At 47.7% G+C, this 17,038-nt stretch carries 16 protein-coding genes and 1 other RNA gene; 4 read left to right on the top strand and 13 right to left on the bottom strand.

Translation table 11 applies throughout. The features are described from left to right. The 11 genes from murG to rsmI form a co-directional block, all read right to left on the bottom strand. Nucleotides 1–1,068 (bottom strand): undecaprenyldiphospho-muramoylpentapeptide beta-N-acetylglucosaminyltransferase, encoded by a 1,068-nt coding sequence (murG, locus tag KHN79_RS02190; protein WP_182009569.1) that lies wholly within the window; start codon nucleotides 1,066–1,068, stop codon nucleotides 1–3. Continuing rightward, entirely contained in the window at nucleotides 1,055–2,251 is a 1,197-nt protein-coding gene (gene ftsW, locus KHN79_RS02185) for a cell division protein FtsW (protein ID WP_182009571.1), read from the bottom strand. The genes murG and ftsW overlap by 14 nt, the downstream gene beginning before the upstream one ends. Nucleotides 2,252–2,272: 21 nt before the next feature. After that, complete coding sequence (murD, locus tag KHN79_RS02180) at nucleotides 2,273–3,586, bottom strand: UDP-N-acetylmuramoyl-L-alanine--D-glutamate ligase (RefSeq protein ID WP_182009573.1); 1,314 nt, start codon at nucleotides 3,584–3,586, stop codon at nucleotides 2,273–2,275. 38 nt (nucleotides 3,587–3,624) lie between these two features. Beyond that, nucleotides 3,625–4,707: a phospho-N-acetylmuramoyl-pentapeptide-transferase gene (gene mraY / locus KHN79_RS02175; protein WP_182009575.1), complete on the bottom strand. Its 1,083-nt coding sequence runs from the start codon at nucleotides 4,705–4,707 to the stop codon at nucleotides 3,625–3,627. Beyond that, the gene (murF, locus tag KHN79_RS02170) at nucleotides 4,707–6,071 is read right to left on the bottom strand and encodes a UDP-N-acetylmuramoyl-tripeptide--D-alanyl-D-alanine ligase (RefSeq protein WP_182009577.1); all 1,365 of its coding nucleotides are present in this window, start codon (nucleotides 6,069–6,071) and stop codon (nucleotides 4,707–4,709) included. Before murF ends, mraY begins: the two co-directional genes overlap by 1 nt. Then, nucleotides 6,068–7,549, bottom strand: a complete 1,482-nt coding sequence (gene murE / locus KHN79_RS02165; RefSeq protein ID WP_182009579.1) for a UDP-N-acetylmuramoyl-L-alanyl-D-glutamate--2,6-diaminopimelate ligase — start codon at nucleotides 7,547–7,549, stop codon at nucleotides 6,068–6,070. Before murE ends, murF begins: the two co-directional genes overlap by 4 nt. Before the next feature lie 61 nt (nucleotides 7,550–7,610). After that, nucleotides 7,611–9,404: a penicillin-binding transpeptidase domain-containing protein gene (locus KHN79_RS02160; protein WP_182009581.1), complete on the bottom strand. Its 1,794-nt coding sequence runs from the start codon at nucleotides 9,402–9,404 to the stop codon at nucleotides 7,611–7,613. Beyond that, on the bottom strand, nucleotides 9,401–9,718 hold the full coding sequence (gene ftsL / locus KHN79_RS02155; protein ID WP_182009582.1) for a cell division protein FtsL: 318 nt from the start codon (nucleotides 9,716–9,718) through the stop codon (nucleotides 9,401–9,403). The genes KHN79_RS02160 and ftsL overlap by 4 nt, the downstream gene beginning before the upstream one ends. Before the next feature lie 20 nt (nucleotides 9,719–9,738). After that, nucleotides 9,739–10,689, bottom strand: a complete 951-nt coding sequence (gene rsmH / locus KHN79_RS02150; RefSeq protein WP_182009584.1) for a 16S rRNA (cytosine(1402)-N(4))-methyltransferase RsmH — start codon at nucleotides 10,687–10,689, stop codon at nucleotides 9,739–9,741. Nucleotides 10,690–10,919: 230 nt separating this feature from the next. After that, an RNA gene (rnpB, locus tag KHN79_RS02145) (RNase P RNA component class A) lies at nucleotides 10,920–11,313 on the bottom strand. 186 nt (nucleotides 11,314–11,499) lie between these two features. After that, the gene (gene rsmI, locus KHN79_RS02140) at nucleotides 11,500–12,363 is read right to left on the bottom strand and encodes a 16S rRNA (cytidine(1402)-2'-O)-methyltransferase (protein WP_182009586.1); all 864 of its coding nucleotides are present in this window, start codon (nucleotides 12,361–12,363) and stop codon (nucleotides 11,500–11,502) included. 70 nt (nucleotides 12,364–12,433) lie between these two features. On the opposite strand from rsmI, the gene KHN79_RS02135 reads away from it, so the two are divergent. Genes KHN79_RS02135 through KHN79_RS02120 form a run of 4 tightly spaced genes read left to right on the top strand, consistent with a single transcriptional unit; the run spans nucleotide 12,434 to nucleotide 15,812 of the window. Then, nucleotides 12,434–14,245 carry a penicillin-binding protein activator gene (locus tag KHN79_RS02135; RefSeq protein WP_182009588.1) on the top strand — a complete coding sequence of 604 codons (1,812 nt, stop codon included), beginning with the start codon at nucleotides 12,434–12,436 and terminating at the stop codon, nucleotides 14,243–14,245. Further along, a complete protein-coding gene (locus tag KHN79_RS02130; RefSeq protein WP_182009590.1) occupies nucleotides 14,232–14,600 on the top strand; it encodes a YraN family protein in 369 nt (122 codons plus the stop codon). The genes KHN79_RS02135 and KHN79_RS02130 overlap by 14 nt, the downstream gene beginning before the upstream one ends. A 3-nt stretch (nucleotides 14,601–14,603) precedes the next feature. After that, a complete protein-coding gene (locus KHN79_RS02125) occupies nucleotides 14,604–15,194 on the top strand; it encodes a phosphoheptose isomerase (RefSeq protein WP_182009592.1) in 591 nt (196 codons plus the stop codon). A 42-nt stretch (nucleotides 15,195–15,236) separates the two neighbouring features. Further along, nucleotides 15,237–15,812, top strand: a complete 576-nt coding sequence (locus KHN79_RS02120; protein WP_182009594.1) for a BON domain-containing protein — start codon at nucleotides 15,237–15,239, stop codon at nucleotides 15,810–15,812. A gap of 63 nt (nucleotides 15,813–15,875) precedes the next feature. On the opposite strand, the gene sspB is transcribed toward KHN79_RS02120, so the two are convergent. Next, the gene (sspB, locus tag KHN79_RS02115) at nucleotides 15,876–16,361 is read right to left on the bottom strand and encodes a ClpXP protease specificity-enhancing factor (RefSeq protein ID WP_182009596.1); all 486 of its coding nucleotides are present in this window, start codon (nucleotides 16,359–16,361) and stop codon (nucleotides 15,876–15,878) included. A gap of 14 nt (nucleotides 16,362–16,375) precedes the next feature. Then, nucleotides 16,376–17,011, bottom strand: a complete 636-nt coding sequence (sspA, locus tag KHN79_RS02110) for a stringent starvation protein SspA (protein ID WP_182009598.1) — start codon at nucleotides 17,009–17,011, stop codon at nucleotides 16,376–16,378. Nucleotides 17,012–17,038 lie beyond the last annotated feature (27 nt).

Genomic DNA, 17,038 nt, shown 5'->3' with positions numbered 1-17,038 from the left:
TTAATGCTTTTCGGTCAAAGCGACGATAGCTTGTGCGACAACTTTGTCAGCATCTAATTTAGCGGCACCACGCGCCTGCTCAGCCATCTCTAGTAAAGCGGCACGATCAAGCTGTTGAATTTGCTGCGTAAGTGACTCAACGGTCAGTTCTGGCTGCTCAATCATTTTTGCCGCCCCGCAGTCCACTAAGTGATCGGCATTAAGTGCCTGTTGACGGTCTTTATGCATAAACGGAACAAAAATAGCGCCGACACCAGCAGCAGACACTTCGGATACCGTCAGTGCGCCTGAACGGCACACCAGTAAATCAGCCCATGCATAGGCTTCGGCCACATCATCGATAAATTCGGTCACTTCGGCATTGTTCACCTTGTGCTCCTGATAAGCCACCTGTACCTCTTGAGCTGCGCCTTTACCTGCCTGATGACGAATGCAGTACGTTTCACCAAGATTTGCCATTACCGCAGGAAGCGTCTGATTAAGAATACGCGCGCCCTGGCTTCCGCCCATTACCAAGATGCGAATCGGATCTTGGCGGTCTTGCATACGTACTGACGGCTCTTCAAGTTGAATCACATCTTCACGTACAGGGTTGCCGACAACTTCTGCTTTCGGAAAAGCTCCCGGGAAAGCCTGAAATACTTTTTTAGCGATTTTAGACAACCACTGGTTAGTTAAGCCAGCCACTGCATTTTGTTCATGAAGTACAACCGGTATACCACTAAGCCAGGCAGCAATACCACCAGGCCCACTGACGTAGCCACCCATGCCGAGAACGGCATCCGGCTGCCAGCGTTTCATATGATCTCGTGCCTGCATAATGGCATTAATGATTTGAAACGGTGCAGCTAAAAGACGCTTAACGCCTTGCCCTCTCAGGCCTTTCACTTTGATGAAGTCGATTTCAATACCGTGCTTAGGCACTAAATCCGCTTCCATTCGATCTGCGGTACCTAACCAGCGGATCTCCCAACCCTGCTCTTGCAGCTGTTTTGCAACGGCAAGACCCGGAAATACGTGACCGCCAGTACCACCAGCCATCACCATCAAACGTTTAGTTTTCATCATTAGTCTGTTGTTCTGATTGTTGTTGCTCGCGTTTCAGGCGGCATTCGTGATCAATTCGCAGCAATATAGATACTGCAACGGACATTATAATCAGGCTGGAACCACCATAACTGATCAGTGGCAGCGTCAAACCTTTGGTTGGTACGATACCTGCCGCAGCGCCGACGTTAACCAGAGTCTGGAACGCGAACCAGATACCGATACCAAACGCGAGATATCCGCCAAACATTTCACCTTCTTCAAAGGCGCGTTTGCCGATGTAAACCGCTTTAAGTACTAAACTGAAAATCAGCATCAGTATCAACACGACACCTACAAAGCCTAACTCTTCAGCCAGTACCGCAAATACAAAATCGGTATGCGCTTCTGGCAAGTATTCGAGTTTCTGAATCGAGTTACCGAGCCCCTGGCCAAACCATTCACCGCGTCCAAATGCCATCAATGACTGAGTCAGCTGGTAGCCGCTGCCGAATGGGTCTTCCCAAGGGTCAAGAAATGACGTTACACGTCGCATCCGGTAAGGTTCGACCAAAATCAAACCCACGACGGCACCAACACCAGCCACCATAAGTGCGACAAACTGTGTCAGCTTTGCACCAGCAATGAATAGCATGCCGAATAAGGTCACCAGCATAACGACAACGGTCCCTAGGTCTGGCTGTCCGAGCAACAAGACGGCGAAAGATGCAAACACCATAATTGGCTTCATAAAGCCGCCAAAAAATGTCTGGCGGACTTCATCTTGCTTACGTACCAGGTAACCAGACATAAAGATGAACAGTGAGAGTTTTGCTACCTCAGCAGGCTGCAGGTTAAACAGCCCCAGAGGTATCCAGCGAGACGCACCATTTACTGATTTGCCCGCAAGCAACACAACGACCAGCAAGGCAAAAGAGACCCAAAGTAAGTAGTGACTCCGTTTGAACCACTCCTTTAAAGGCACCTGAAGTATTACTGCCGAAGTCCCGAGTGCCAGCACAAGGAAGGTAGCGTGACGGAACATAAAGTGAAATGGCTGGTCAGTCAGTCGTGAGCTGATAGGAAAAGAAGCCGATGTTACCATGATCAAACCAGTCAACATCAAACCCAGTGCAATCCATACTAACTGGCGATCAAACAATGCCTGTGGTGCGGGGTGCCTAAGCCAGTGACCGATATTATGTTTAACGTTTCCTAAACCCACGAAATGAGTAACCTTAAATTATTATGCGTATTGATTGGCAAGAGCCGCGAACGCGTCGCCTCTTGCCATAAAGTTGTCAAATTGATCAAAGCTAGCACATGCAGGGGACAGCATCACCATATCACCCGGTTTTAACTTTGAAGATATTCGCTGAATCACATCTTCCATCGTATCGAAACGAATAGCAGACTCGTGGAGAGGCAAAAAGGCATCGCCATCAGCACCAAAACAACAAAGCTGCACATTGAGTGCCGCTAAGATAGGTTTTAACGGAGAGAAGTCAGCACCTTTACCGACGCCACCGACCAACAAGTACAAAGTACCAGTTAGTTCCAGCCCCGATAACGCCGCCATCGTACTTGCTATATTCGTTGCTTTGGAGTCATTGACCCACTTAACACCCTGATTATCCTCAACAACCTGGCAACGATGTGTCAGCCCGGTGTAGTTTTTCAGTGTATTCAATGTGTTGTGACATTCAACATTCGCAGCTCTAAGCAGTGCCAGTACAACCAGGACATTCGCCAAGTTGTGCTTGCCGACGAGCTTAAGTTCATTGCTGGCTATAATGCGTTGACCATGGTCAAGCAACCAGGTTTTTTCGCCGTCAACTTCTAAACCAAACTCCTGAGTATCACTGCCAAATGTCACCATAGGCATATTTTTTTCAGGGAAGGTTTCCGGGTCATCACGGTTTACCACCGCAATCGCAGCATGATTGAAAATACGCAGTTTCGCTGCCCGGTAGTCAGTCATACCTTGATAGCGATCCATATGATCTTCAGACAGGTTCAGAAACGCCGCCGCTTTTAACTGAAGACTCGAAGTGGTTTCCAACTGGAAACTGGACAGCTCCAGTACATACAGGTCGGCCTCCTGCTCGAGTAGGTCCAGGGCAGGTACACCGATATTGCCACCAACACCAACCTTTAAACCCGCGGCTTTTGCCATGACTCCGGTCAGATCCGTCACGGTGCTCTTGCCATTGGAGCCAGTAATAGCAACGACTGGCTTAGTGACAGCCCAGGCAAACAGTTCAATATCCCCAACAACAGGCGTGCCACGATTCAGTACCGACTGAATTTCAGGCGTCGCAAGCGCGATACCCGGGTTAGTAACAACCAGATCCGCTTCTGCAAGCCATGCTGTATTCCAGCCGCCGCTGTGCAGCTCCACACATTGAGGAAGGCGTTCTGCCCCCGGTGGATTAGCACGCGTATCAATGACTTTGACAACCAGCTGAGGCTGGTTTTTTCTCAGGTGTTTAACGACAGAGAGCCCGGTAATACCGAGCCCTACGACGACAACGTTATGTATGTTATGCCAACGTTCCATAAATGTTCACACTGTATATCTTGTCTGAGAGGGTGCGATTAACGCACCTTCAGCGTTGCCAGGCCAATCAGGACAAGAACAATAGAAATAATCCAGAAACGCACGATTACACGAGGTTCTGGCCAGCCTTTAAGTTCGTAGTGATGGTGAATTGGTGCCATGCGGAAAATACGCTGGCCACGCAGTTTGTATGAACCTACCTGAAGAATTACAGACAGGGTTTCCATAACAAAAACACCACCCATGATAACCAGTACAAATTCCTGACGAACCAACACTGCAATAGTCCCCAGAGCTCCACCCAGAGCCAGTGAGCCTACATCGCCCATGAACACCTGTGCCGGATAAGTGTTGAACCACAAAAAGCCGAGACCAGCACCAACAATCGCTGTACACACCACCACCAGCTCAGATGCATGAGGAAGATATGGTATATGCAGGTATTCAGAAAAGTTAACGTTACCCGTCGCCCATGCAATGGCCGCAAAGCCTGCCGCAACAAGTACCGTAGGCATAATCGCAAGACCATCCAGACCGTCGGTCAGGTTAACGGCGTTACTGGTACCAACAATCACAAAATACGTGAACAGAATATAAAACATCCCCATCTGAGGCATCACATCTTTGAAGAATGGCACCACAAGCTGAGTTGCAGCAGTATCTTTACCATAAGCGTACAACGCGAACGCAACCACAAATGCGATCAGAGACTGCCAAAAGTATTTCCAGCGTGCTATCAGACCATCAGTATTCTTACGCACCACTTTGCGGTAATCGTCAACGAAGCCGACCGCGCCATAGCCGAGTAGTACAGCCAACACAGCCCAAACATAAGGGTTGGATAAATCGGCCCAGAGAAGAATAGTGATAGAAATTGCAGCCAAAATCATGATCCCCCCCATTGTCGGGGTACCACGTTTGCTAAAGTGAGATTCAGGACCTTCGTTACGTACTACCTGACCAATCTGAAGCATCTGCAGGCGCTTGATCATGATAGGCCCCATCCAAAGTGACAGACCTAAGGCAGTGAGTACGCTGATAATTGCTCGAAAAGAGAGGTATTCAAACAAACGAAAAAAAGAAAAGTATGGCTGTAGCAGCTCGGCAAGCCAGATAAACATTAAAAATACTCCTTCAAAGCAGCAGCGACTTCAAACATACGAGCACCGTTCGCTCCCTTAACCAGAATGGTATGGTTTTCAGAAACGGTTTGGTCTAGATGCTGCTTGATGTAGTCAATCATCTCTTGATGCGTTTCAAAATGGATACCGTCGCACAGGTCGCTAATGACCCTTGCATCCGTACCATAAGTGAGAACATGTTCAAATTTTAGTGGGGCAGCATGTTCCCCGACTTGACGATGAAGTGCAAGACTTTCCTTACCCAATTCCGCCATATTACCCAAAATCAGCCAACGCTGACCTTTAAAAGTCCCCAGCAAGTCAACCGCGGCCTTCATTGCAGGTACACTGGCGTTATAGCTGTCATCAATCAGTTTGACGGACGGGCTCAGCTGTTCGACGTCAACACGGCCTTTAACCTTGTTGAGGTGCATCAGACCAGACTGAATCTCTTCGCTTGTCGCACCCATCTGCAGAGCAATGATCGACGCAGCTATCGCGTTAGCAACATTGTGTTGACCAATAATACCCAGAGATAGTTCAATTTGTTGCGAGTCATCTGAGATATGCAGAGTGAAGCTGGCTTTCCCCTCTTCATTCATGGTTACGCCGGACGCATAAAAGTTAGCCTGAGGGTTAGACTGCGAGAAAGTAATCACCTTTTTATCAGCAAGAACAGGCTGCCACTGAGCATCACCCTGACTATCCAAGTTGACAATTGCCACCCCGCCAGCCGACAGCCCCTGGTAAATTTCACCTTTAGCCTGCTTAACCCCGTCTATAGAACCAAAGCCTTCTAAATGCGCCGCTGCCACGTTATTGACTAACGCAATATCCGGTTTAACTAGCTGCGTGGTATAAGCGATTTCACCGATATGATTAGCGCCTAACTCAATAACGGCGTAATCATCCTCTGCCTGAGAGCGCAGCAATGTCAGAGGGACACCGATATCATTATTAAAGTTACCCGCAGTAAACAGCACCTGCCCTTTCAACTGCAGAATACTCGCCACCATCTCCTTCACGGTAGTTTTGCCGCAGCTGCCGGTAATGGCGACAGTCTGAGTCTGGCAAGAGTGATGAACCCAGGCAGCAAGTTCACCCAGAGCAATTTTGCTGTCAGTCACAACAACCTGTGGCACATTCACGTCGAGGCGTTTCTGAACCAACAAAGCACCCGCTCCAGCTTCCGCAGCCTGCTGACAGAAATCATGCGCATCGAACCGTTCGCCAACCAAAGCAACAAACAGCGAACCATTCTCAATGGATCTGGTATCCGTTGAAACCGCCGTGATGCTTAGATCATCACCGACCAGCTCACCGAAGGTAATGTGGGCAATTTGAGAAAGGGTTACATTGATCATGATGACAGTCCTAAAAGCTGCATAGCCGATTCCCGATCCGAATAGTGAATCGTTTCACCATTGCGGATTTGATAGTCTTCATGGCCTTTCCCTGCCACTAATATGATGTCTTGTGCAGAGGCATTTTCGAGCGCATAAGACAGCGCCTGGAAACGATCATGCTCAATCACTGCGTCAGCCGGCTTTGACAATCCCGACAGCATATCTTTAACGATAAGTTCAGGGCTTTCACTGCGAGGGTTATCGTCTGTTAACACCACTCTGTCACCCAGTCGCTCCGCAATTTCAGCCATCATCGGACGCTTGCCAGCATCACGATCACCGCCGCAACCTACAATAGCCCAAAGCTGACCTTCACAATGCACGCGCAGAGCCTGCAACGCTTTTTCTAGCGCATCAGGTGTATGAGCATAATCGACGACGACTTTGGCACGCTTTTCTGCCTGAAACAGTTCCATCCTGCCTAATACGGGTTGAAGTTGACTTGCTGTAGCCACAAGGTCCTGTTTGCTGAAACCTAAGCTTAGCAGAGTGGCAAATGCCAGCATCAGGTTCGTCGCATTGAACTCACCAATCAGAGGCGCGTAAAGCTCACCTGCGCCAAACTTACCATCGAATTCGATAGTAATACCGGATTCAGCATACGCCACACGCTTGGCCCAAAGGGCATTCTTATACTCAGAAGTCGGCGTTAAAGAGACGGCAATCGCATTCGTCAACTCTCTCGCCCAGTCTGCACCCACTTCATCATCAACATTGATGATGGATTTTTCGCATTGATGCTGGGTAAAGAGCGTAAACTTAGCGCTGGCATAATCTTCCATCGTGCCATGGTAATCAAGATGGTCACGGCTCAGATTGGTAAACACACCTGCGGTAAATGACAGAGCTTTCACTCGCCCCTGCACCAGACCATGGGAAGAAACTTCCAGCGCGGTGTATTTCGCTTTCTGGTCCGCCAGTGAGGCTAACGTGTGCTGGATCTCTACCGCGTTACCCGTGGTGTTTGCAGCTTCTTGCAGCTGACCAAGAAAACCATTCCCCGTGGTCCCCATGACGGCCGCTTTGGAACCGGTTAAGTCAATCCACTGCGCAATCAGCTGGGTAATAGTCGTTTTACCATTGGTACCTGTAACACCTATAAGCTCCATTTCCGGGTAGGTGTAAAGTTGACCTGCGATGGCAGACAGACACTGATCCAGAGCATCTAAATAGATAACCGGGGTTTCACCGACCATTTCTATCGTGCCATGCACTTTGACATCACATGCTTGTGCAATAACAGCATTCGCACCGTGTTCAATAGCAGAAGGGATAAATTTTCTCCCATCCACTACGTGACCAACAATCGCAACAAATGTTGTTCCGGGTTGGACTCGTCGGCTATCGAGTTCCAGTTTAGAAACAAGAACGGACGCGAGGCTCGGGCACTCAACCCAAGAAGATAATAATGCGTCCATACTGATGGCTTTAGTCATATTTGTTCTCCGAGCTTTAGCTCAGGTTTACTCAAGTTGTTTAGCAGTAAACTAAGCGAGTTTACTGCTGGAATTTATTTTCATCTGGCGCAACGTTCAGGATCTGTAGTGCGCCTTTCATGATTTCAGAAAAAACAGGAGACGCTACCGAACCACCATAGTAATCATCACCTTGTGGCTCATTGACGATCACAACCAGTGCTATTTTAGGGTCGCTTACAGGTGCAAGCCCCGCGGTATAAGTAATGTATTCATCGCTGTATCCCCCGGCTGAAGCTTTACGAGAAGTACCGGTTTTGGCCCCAATCCGGTAGCCTGGTACTGCAGCACGGCGAGCCGAGCCCCCCTCCTGCGTCACCGTTTCTAACATATTCAGTACCTGACGCGCATGCTCAGGGCTAACCACTTGCCGTGACATATCACGGGCATTGCTTTTAATAATATGGATTGGCTCATATTTACCGAGATTACCCAGCGTCGCATAAGCGTGAGCCAACTGAATAGGTGTGATCGACAGACCATAACCAAAAGAAATTGTGGCATGCTCTATCGGAGACCAACGTGAACGGGTAGGGAAAATACCGGTGACTTCCCCGATGAGATTCAGGCCAGAAAGCTCACCAAACCCAACCGAACTGTACAAGCCGAGCAATGCTTCAACGGGCATCTGCATCGCTAACTTGGTCACACCGACGTTACTGGATTTTTTCAGTATCGTCTCTAGATTCGCTTTACCGACAGGAGAAACATCCTTTACCCGGCTGCCACCTAATCGAAGTACACCATTACCGGTATCAACAATAGTGCTGGTATCTGCTATCTCATTCTCTAAGGCGGCCAGAACGACGAAAGGTTTAATTGTTGAGCCCGGCTCCATAGAGTCGGTGATCACACGGTTGCGCATTTTGTAACTTTGCCAGTCAGTGCGATTGTTCGGGTTATACGATGGTGCATTGACCATCGCCAGTACCGCACCGGTTTTTACGTCCAACATCACTGCCGAACCGGAAGTTGCACGATGATCGGCAACTGACTGTTTAATTGCACGATAAGCTATGGATTGCAGGCGCTGATCTATGGTCAGTTGCAGCGATTTACCTTCCTGTTTTTCCTGCCACGCAATGTTTTCTACCACTCGGCCATAGCGATCTTTACGAATGGTTTTTCTGCCTTCTTCACCCGTCAACCACTCATCGTAGCTGCGCTCGACGCCCTCCAGACCGTGGCCATCAATCCCGGTAACACCAACAAGGTGAGCACTGACCTCACCTGCCGGATAATAACGGCGGGATTCTGATTTAAGTCCGACTCCAGGTAACTTCAGCTCTCGGATATAATTCGCCATTGCAGGGCTGACCTGACGCTGCAGATAAATGAAACGGCGCTTCTCATTGCGTTTAATTTTGTCAATCAAACCTTGACGATCGACACCAAGTACATCCGCTAGTGCGTACCAACTCTGGGTTTGGCTCAAAGCATTATCTTTAAAGATGGTCGCGGGATCAGCCCATACAGCCTCGACAGGTACACTGACAGCAAGTGGCTCTCCATTACGGTCTGAGATAATACCGCGTGCGGAAGGAATCGACTTTACACGTACCGAACGAAGGTCACCCTGCTTGATCAGGTTATCGGGCTCAATGATTTGAATGTAGGCAACCCGCCCGACAAGAAGGGCAAAAGCAGAGAAGACAAAAAACAGTAACAGGTGAAAACGCCAACGAATCAAGAACGATTCTTCAGCCATGACATTGGCAGATTTATTTTCGACTTTTTTCTCATCGACGGCCGCTTTAGTTTTGGCCAGGGACTTGCGTTTATTTCCTTGTCTGGAACTGGTTTTCTTTCTGATCATTTTAGTGTGATAACCACTTCTTTATCGCCATCAGGCCGTTTCATTTCAAGCTCCTTTTTTGCAAGGTCCTGAACTCGGCTGTGTTCTGCCAGGGCTGTTTCTTCCAACATCAGGTTGCGCCATTCGCTGTCTAAACGCTCTCGCTCAACCAGCGTGTGATCTCTTTCAGTGATCGCCTGACGCGCGTGGTGGGTCGCGAATACCACTCCCATTGCCGAAGCCAGAATTAGCAGCAACAGCAACAATGGCCAGCGACCAATAGTAAGTAAATCCATCGCGATCAACTTAGCAAGGTTAGGAGTGGATTTCGTCATAGTAATTAGGGTCTGTTGACCTAGAGCTTTTCAGCAACTCTTAACACAGAGCTGCGTGAACGTGGGTTCATGTCTATTTCTTGTTTAGTCGGTTTGATTGCTTTACCGACCGCTTTCATATTTGCGCTGCCAAGCTCTTTAATTTGCGCTTCGGTTAAAGGAATGCCGTGTGGAACTTCTGGCCCCTTGCTCTCTTTACGGATAAACCGCTTAACCATGCGGTCTTCCAGAGAGTGGAAGCTGATAACCGACAAACGTCCTTCAGGAGCAAGGATACTCGCGGCACCTTTAAGTGCTGTATCAATCTCTTCTAATTCACTGTTGATGTAAATACGAAAAGCCTGAAATGCGCGAGTCGCAGGGTGTTTCTTCTCTTTAAAACTCTTAGGCGCAGCTTCTGAGATCAATTTAGCTAACTGACCTGTGCGAGTAAGTGGCTCATTTTCTTCATTTTCACGATAATCAACAATTGCACGAGCAATACGGCGCGCGTGTTTGTCTTCACCAAACTCACGGATAACCCAAGTGATGTCGTCCAGATCCGCTTCCACCAACCACTGTGACACCGGAATACCAGATGTCGGATCCATCCGCATATCCAATGGGCCATCTTTCATAAAGCTGAAACCACGCTCAGCATCATCCAGCTGAGGAGAAGAAACACCAAGATCGAGCAGGACGCCATCCACTTTACCTACCAGGCCATACTCCTCGGCATATTGTGCCATACCGGAGAATGGTCCGTGAATGATGGTAAAACGAGGATCGTCGATGTTGCCTGCTTCCGCGATAGCCTGCGGATCGCGGTCAATACTATAAAGTTTGCCGTTTTCGCCTAGCTTAGACAAAATCGTACGGCTGTGACCGCCTCGGCCAAATGTCCCATCAATGTAAATACCGTCTGGCTTAATAGCTAGCCCATCAATGGATTCATTTAATAACACGGAAATATGCTGGAAGGTTTCGGTCATAGCTTTCTCGTTGAATAATCTTGAAGCGGTTTTAAGGTCCTGTTGAGCACTTACGCTGATAAACTCAGCGAGTGAACAACATTCCCTAGTGTACTGATTTCCCACATCATCGCCACCACAAGTCTCGGGTTAGACGTGACTTAATACCAAGTTTATGGGTAATGACGTAGTCTGAGTCAATAAAATGCAAAAAACCCATCATTACTATGAAGTAATGATGGGTCTCGAATAGTTGGAGTCGACACATAAGCCGGGTTCTGTTCCGCTTGCGCGGCGGTAGCCATTCGTCTAGGCCAGCAATCACTCACTGGCTCAAGCAACCTACCCGCCTCCTTACGCGAGCAACGCAATGTGGAGGCCTATTTGGTCTTGCTCCGGGTGGAGTTTACCCTGCAACGAACTATTGCTAGTCGTCCGGTGCGCTCTTACCGCACCCTTTCACCCTTACCTGTGCACCACTATTCGAAAATAGGGGCCATCGGCGGTCTTCTCTCTGCTGCACTTGTCGTAGGCTTGCGCCCCCCAGGCGTTACCTGGCACCCTGCTCTATGGAGCCCGGACTTTCCTCCCCTTTGTCAGTCTCCCGAAGGACATCAACAAAGCAGCGACTACCCAGTCAACTCCGAGGGCGGATTGTATAGAGTTCTCGACCCAGAGTCTAGTGAGATCACACATATGATGAAAGGAATGCATCAATTGGTGCCTTTTTGCTCAAGTGACATTTTACATTGCGTCAAAACCTGCAAAAAACAAAGGGCTGATGAATATCATCAGCCCATAACATAGTTAACTACACAACAGTTCTGGTTGTTAGTCCAAGTTTTCTAAGCCCCACTTGTACAGTGCATTCTTTTTAAGATTATGAATTTCCGCCACCAGTGCCGCTGCTTTTTTAAGTGGCAACTCTTTAGTCAGTATTCCTAACGTTCGCAGAGCGTCATCCGGCAGTGCATCGTCTGCAGTCTCACGGTGTCCATGAACAAGCAACACCATTTCACCACGCTGTTGGTTATCGTCACTTTTCACCCAGTCGATAAGATCACCAAGAGGCATACCCTGAATAGTTTCAAAGGTTTTAGTGAGCTCACGCGCCAAAACGACTTCTCGTTCCGGACCAAGAACGTCTAACATATCTTTTAGAGAGTCCAAAATGCGGTGTGGGGATTCATAGAAGATACAGGTGCGCTCGACCGAGGCAATTTCTAAGAACTTATCTTTGCGCCCTTTGCTTTTCGGCGGTAAAAAGCCCTCGAAACTGAAGCGGTCAGATGGCAGGCCGGAAGCACTTAACGCAGTGATTACCGCACACGCACCAGGAAGAGGCACAACTCTTACGCCCGCTTGACGACATTTTGTTACCAAATGGTATCCTGGGTCACTGATTAACGGTGTACCAGCGTCTGAAACCAAAGCGATGGACTGACCTGAAAGTAGTTTTTCCACCAAAACCTGAGCTTTTTGCTGCTCGTTGTGGTCATGCAAGGCAAAGGTTTTGGTTTGAATATTGAAGTGCGACAGTAGCTTACCCGTATGTCGAGTATCCTCTGCGGCAATGATGTCTACATTCGACAGAACTTCGATAGCACGTTGGGTGATATCTGCCAAATTTCCGATTGGAGTCGGTACGATATAGAGAGTTGGCCCATCATTCGGCAAATTATTTTTATCTGTCATTTGTTTACCATCACTTCAACGATTAATATAAAGACAATTTTGTACAAAATTTTATAGAGAACTCACGGCAATGATTAACCATAAGAGACTCAGTGTACCACGCATACTTACTCCTGTTGCACTAGCAATTACACTCGCCGCCTGTTCTTCAGGCCCGAGACAACCAGATGTAGTCGATGTAACACTTGAGCCAACCCAGTCGGTACAGCAGTACATGATCCAGGCTGACAGCACGGAAGGCAGTATACAAAACGACTGGTTGATCATGGCAACTAAAGCCGCAATTCAAGCGAATCAGTTTGATCAGGCGAACCAGCTAATCACACGTCTTTCTCGCCAGCAACTGTCTGAAGTACAGCAGGCAGAGTGGCAACTCGCACGTGGAACCATTGAGCAAAAGCAAGGGAACTACTCGCAGTTACTCCAGGCACTCAACTTTAAATCATGGTGGCAACTGCCAAACGATCAGTGGAAAGATTATTATGCACTTCGTGCAGATGCCTACCAAAGCCTTAACCAGCCCTTTGAAGCCAATCGAGAACTGGTGTCATTAAGCCAGTATGCTTCTCCTGAAGAGCAAGATGAAATCTCCAGCCGTATCTGGATGAACTTTGGTAGCTACTCAGAATCTGAGCTAACGTCACTCACAACCAATCCAAACGAAGATATTCTGAATGGCTGGTTACAACTAGCCATTTACTCAAAAGCCCTTTCAGGTAACCTCTCTCAGTTAAGAAATACTTTAGAGAATTGGCTAGCGGAAAATCCATCGCACCCAGCCGCGGTTTACACGCCAACAGAGCTTCAAAACATTCTGTCTCTGGATTTTGTCAAACCAAATAATACCGCACTGCTGTTACCACTGACGGGACAGTTTGCCCCTCAAGGACAGTTGATTCGTGAAGGCTTTATGTTTGCGATGATGAATGATGAGTACCGGGAGCCGAGCGCAAGCGTAACCGTCATTGATACCAATGCCTACAGCGCTGAACAGATCAAACAGCGCCTTATCAGTGAAAATATTGACTTTGTTGTCGGGCCGCTGCAAAAAGAAAATGTTGAGCTGTTCCAGGCAGACATCGACGGAACCGCTAAAGGACCAACGATTCCGGCACTGGCACTGAACATTCCCGAGGTTATTCAGCCTGGTGGTAATATCTGCTACTTAACACTATCGCCAGAACAAGAAGTCGCGCAAGCGGCAAAATATCTGTTCAACCAGGGCTATAACTTCCCGCTGATCCTTGCTCCAAAAGACAATTTCGGTCAGCGTGTAGTAGAAGCATTTAATGAAGAGTGGCGTAAATACAGCACCAACAAAGTCGCAACCAGCTATTTTGGTGACAACCGCCAACTTCAGAAAGACATTAACGATGTATTCGGTCTTCAAGAAAGTAAGCAACGCATTGCCCAGATGCAATCATTAATGCAGATTAAACTGGAAGCACAACCGCGCAGCCGTCGTGATGTTGATGCCGTGTACATAGTGGCAAGAAGTACTGAACTCACTCTGATTAAGCCGTTCATCGAAGTGGCGATTAACCCTGACGCAAAAGCACCAAAACTGTTCTCTAACTCTCGCAGCAACAGCGGTGGTACAGCGTATGAAGATCTTACCGGCATCATATATAGTGATATCCCGCTACTGATTGATTCAGATCCGACAATTGCAGCAGAAATGAGTGAGCTTTGGGGTCAGCAGTCCAATATGGAGATCCGTCTGAAAGCGCTTGGGATGGACGCCTATCAATTAATTGGTGAGCTACCTCAGATGAAAGTGATTCCCGGACTTTCCATCCGTGGTCAGACTGGTACTCTAAGTATCGACGAAAACTGTGTGGTACAACGAGAGCTAAGCTGGGCAGAGCGTGGGGCTCTTTAGTAAACGCCAAATAGGAACTCAATATGAAACCCTGGCTAAGCAGTTTCTGCTGCGCCAGGGTTTGCGCTTTCTAGATCAAAATTTTCTGACAAAAGTCGGGGAAATTGACTTAATCTTTCAACAAGATGAAACTATCGTCTTCGTTGAAGTCAAATACCGTAAGAACGATCGTTATGGCTCAGCCGCAGAAATGGTCACTTACGCAAAAATGCGCAAATTGGTTAAAACTGCACAAATTTGGCTCAGCCGTCAAAAACACCTGGGACATACCATTGATTATCGGTTTGATGTCATCGCCATTCACGACAGTGGCAGAGATATCAACTGGATACAAAACGCAATATCTGAAGGATAAGCAATGCTAGACAGCATTAAAGACAGCTTTACAGAAAGTATTCAAATTCAAATTGCGGCAGCAGAAGCGCTGCCAGATGCCATTACTCATGCCGCCCAAGCTATGGTTTCGAGTTTACTCAATGGCAACAAAATACTCTGTTGTGGTAACGGTGGCAGTGCCTCTAATGCGCAACAGTTTGTTTCTTGCCTTTTAAACCGTTTTGAAACTGAGCGTCCTAGCCTGCCAGCGATGGCCCTCACTGCAGACAATACAACGTTAACCGCAGTAGCCAATGACTACCATTACCAGGAAATTTTTTCTAAACAGGTACGTGCGTTTGGCCAGCCGGGTGACATTCTTCTGGCACTTTCAACCAGCGGTAACAGTAAAAACATCATCAAAGCAATGGAAGCGGCGGTAACCCGTGATATGACGATCATCGCGCTGACAGGAAAAGATGGTGGTGAGATGGCCGGTTTACTGGGTGAAAATGATGTGGAAATTCGCATCCCTTCTCACCGAACGGCTCGCATTCATGAGGTTCACCTGCTGACTTTACACTGCTTATGTGATCTCATTGACCAGGTCCTTTTCCCTGCCCACGAAGAATAACGAAAATTAAGAGTAAGAACTAAACTGGGAGTAAAAAGTAAGATGCGTAGCCTTGTCATTTTATTTACTGTGCTGAATCTCAGTGGTTGTGCTGGCCTGTTTATCGCAGGTGCAGCTACCACAGCGACCATTGTCACAGACACACGTACTACCAAGCAGATATGGCAGGATAACAACATTGAGTTTGAAGTTGCCGCAATTGGTAATAAACAACCGTTCAAAGGAAATACTCGCGTATTTGCCAGTTCTTACAACGGTACGGTCGTTCTAATGGGTCAGGCCCCGACTCAGGCACTCATCAATGACCTTGGCAACAGAACCCGCCAATTACCCGGGGTCAAAGTCATTCATAACCAGATGAAGGCTAAAGAACCACTCAGCGTTACTCAAATCAGCAACGATAGTTGGATCACCACAAAAGTGAAGTCAGCACTGCTTACTGACGACCAGCTAAATGGTGTGAAAGTAAAAGTGATCACTGAAGACAGTGAGGTCTTTTTGTTTGGCTATGTAACAAGAGAGCAAGGTGAGCGCGCGACGGATATTGCCCGTCATGTAACTGGTGTGAAACAGGTCATTAAAGGCTTTCAATACGGTGACGTGGAATCAGTGAATTAAAAATACCGCTAAAGCGGAACCAATACATTGAATAAAAAAAGCAGCGTAAACGCTGCTTTTTTACTACTTAATTACTCTTAAGCTTGGTTTGCCTTTCGGACGAGGAGCTTCAGCCTCTTCCTCGGCAGGCTCAGAATTCGTATCCTGAGGTAAGTCATCACTCACAGTGGTAAACAGTGGTGCTTGCTCTTCTTCCACTGTTTCCTCTTCAATGTGATCGTAAGCCTCTTCCGGCTCAAACATGGTACCCGCACCATTTTCGCGCGCGTAAATAGCCTGAACCGCATACATAGGTACAATTACCGAGTGCGGACGTCCACTAAAGCGGGCATGGAAGGTAATCGCATCATTACCCAACTCGAGATTACCAACGGCACGAGGTGCAATATTCAAGATAATCTGACCATCCTGAATAAACTCAACAGGTACACGTACACCAGGCATGGTTGCATCAACAACCAAATGAGGAGTTAAGTCATTGTCTACCAGCCAGTCGTAAAATGCGCGAAGCATATACGGACGGCGAGCAGTCATTTTTGCAATATCCATAACGTCTCGACCGCTTAACGAACCAGACGCATTTCACGTTCAGCTTCAGTTAATGACGCAAGGAAAGAATCACGCTCGAATACACGGTTCATGTAAACCTTGATCTCTTTTGAACCCGGACCGATAAGCTCGATACCAAGTTGAGGCAAACGCCACAACAGTGGAGCTAGGTAACAATCGATCAGGCTGAATTCTTCACTCATGAAGTATTCGTATTCAGCAAAGATTGGTGCCAGAGTCAGAAGGTCGTTACGAAGTTTCGTACGTGCTTTTTCTGATTCTTCCACATTACCTTTAACGATTTTGTCAGCTAGTGAATACCAGTTGCGTTCGATACGGTACATCATCAGGCGGCTGTTACCACGAGCAACAGGGTAAACCGGCATTAGCGGTGGATGAGGAAAACGCTCGTCCAAGTACTCCATGATGATTTTTGAGTCGTAAAGCGCGAGCTCGCGATCAACAAGAGTTGGCACTGATTTATATGGGTTTAGCTCAATAAGCTCAGCAGGAAGGTTTGCTTCATCAACAAGCTCAACTTCAACACTTACACCTTTTTCAGCTAGTACAATGCGAACCTGATGGCTATATAAATCTGATGCACTTGAGAAAAGAGTCATTACAGAACGTTTGTTGGCAGCTACAGCCATGGAGCCCTCCAGTACACTTACAAATAA

The sequence above is a fragment of the Vibrio sp. B1FLJ16 genome (assembly GCF_905175385.1).
GTDB lineage: Bacteria > Pseudomonadota > Gammaproteobacteria > Enterobacterales > Vibrionaceae > Vibrio.
Note: the sequence above shows the minus strand (reverse complement) of the source record. Positions and strands in the feature narration are given on the sequence as shown.

Coding starts and splice junctions, on each gene's coding strand:
- KHN79_RS02120 (WP_182009594.1), top strand. CDS start 15,237: ATGCGTAGCCTTGTCATTTTATTTACTGTGCTGAATCTCAGTGGTTGT.
- ftsL (WP_182009582.1), bottom strand. CDS start 9,718: ATGACGAAATCCACTCCTAACCTTGCTAAGTTGATCGCGATGGATTTA.
- sspA (WP_182009598.1), bottom strand. CDS start 17,011: ATGGCTGTAGCTGCCAACAAACGTTCTGTAATGACTCTTTTCTCAAGT.
- KHN79_RS02160 (WP_182009581.1), bottom strand. CDS start 9,404: ATGATCAGAAAGAAAACCAGTTCCAGACAAGGAAATAAACGCAAGTCC.
- KHN79_RS02125 (WP_182009592.1), top strand. CDS start 14,604: ATGCTAGACAGCATTAAAGACAGCTTTACAGAAAGTATTCAAATTCAA.
- rsmH (WP_182009584.1), bottom strand. CDS start 10,689: ATGACCGAAACCTTCCAGCATATTTCCGTGTTATTAAATGAATCCATT.
- mraY (WP_182009575.1), bottom strand. CDS start 4,707: ATGTTTATCTGGCTTGCCGAGCTGCTACAGCCATACTTTTCTTTTTTT.
- KHN79_RS02135 (WP_182009588.1), top strand. CDS start 12,434: ATGATTAACCATAAGAGACTCAGTGTACCACGCATACTTACTCCTGTT.
- murG (WP_182009569.1), bottom strand. CDS start 1,068: ATGATGAAAACTAAACGTTTGATGGTGATGGCTGGTGGTACTGGCGGT.
- murF (WP_182009577.1), bottom strand. CDS start 6,071: ATGATCAATGTAACCCTTTCTCAAATTGCCCACATTACCTTCGGTGAG.
- murD (WP_182009573.1), bottom strand. CDS start 3,586: ATGGAACGTTGGCATAACATACATAACGTTGTCGTCGTAGGGCTCGGT.
- rsmI (WP_182009586.1), bottom strand. CDS start 12,363: ATGACAGATAAAAATAATTTGCCGAATGATGGGCCAACTCTCTATATC.
- sspB (WP_182009596.1), bottom strand. CDS start 16,361: ATGGATATTGCAAAAATGACTGCTCGCCGTCCGTATATGCTTCGCGCA.
- murE (WP_182009579.1), bottom strand. CDS start 7,549: ATGACTAAAGCCATCAGTATGGACGCATTATTATCTTCTTGGGTTGAG.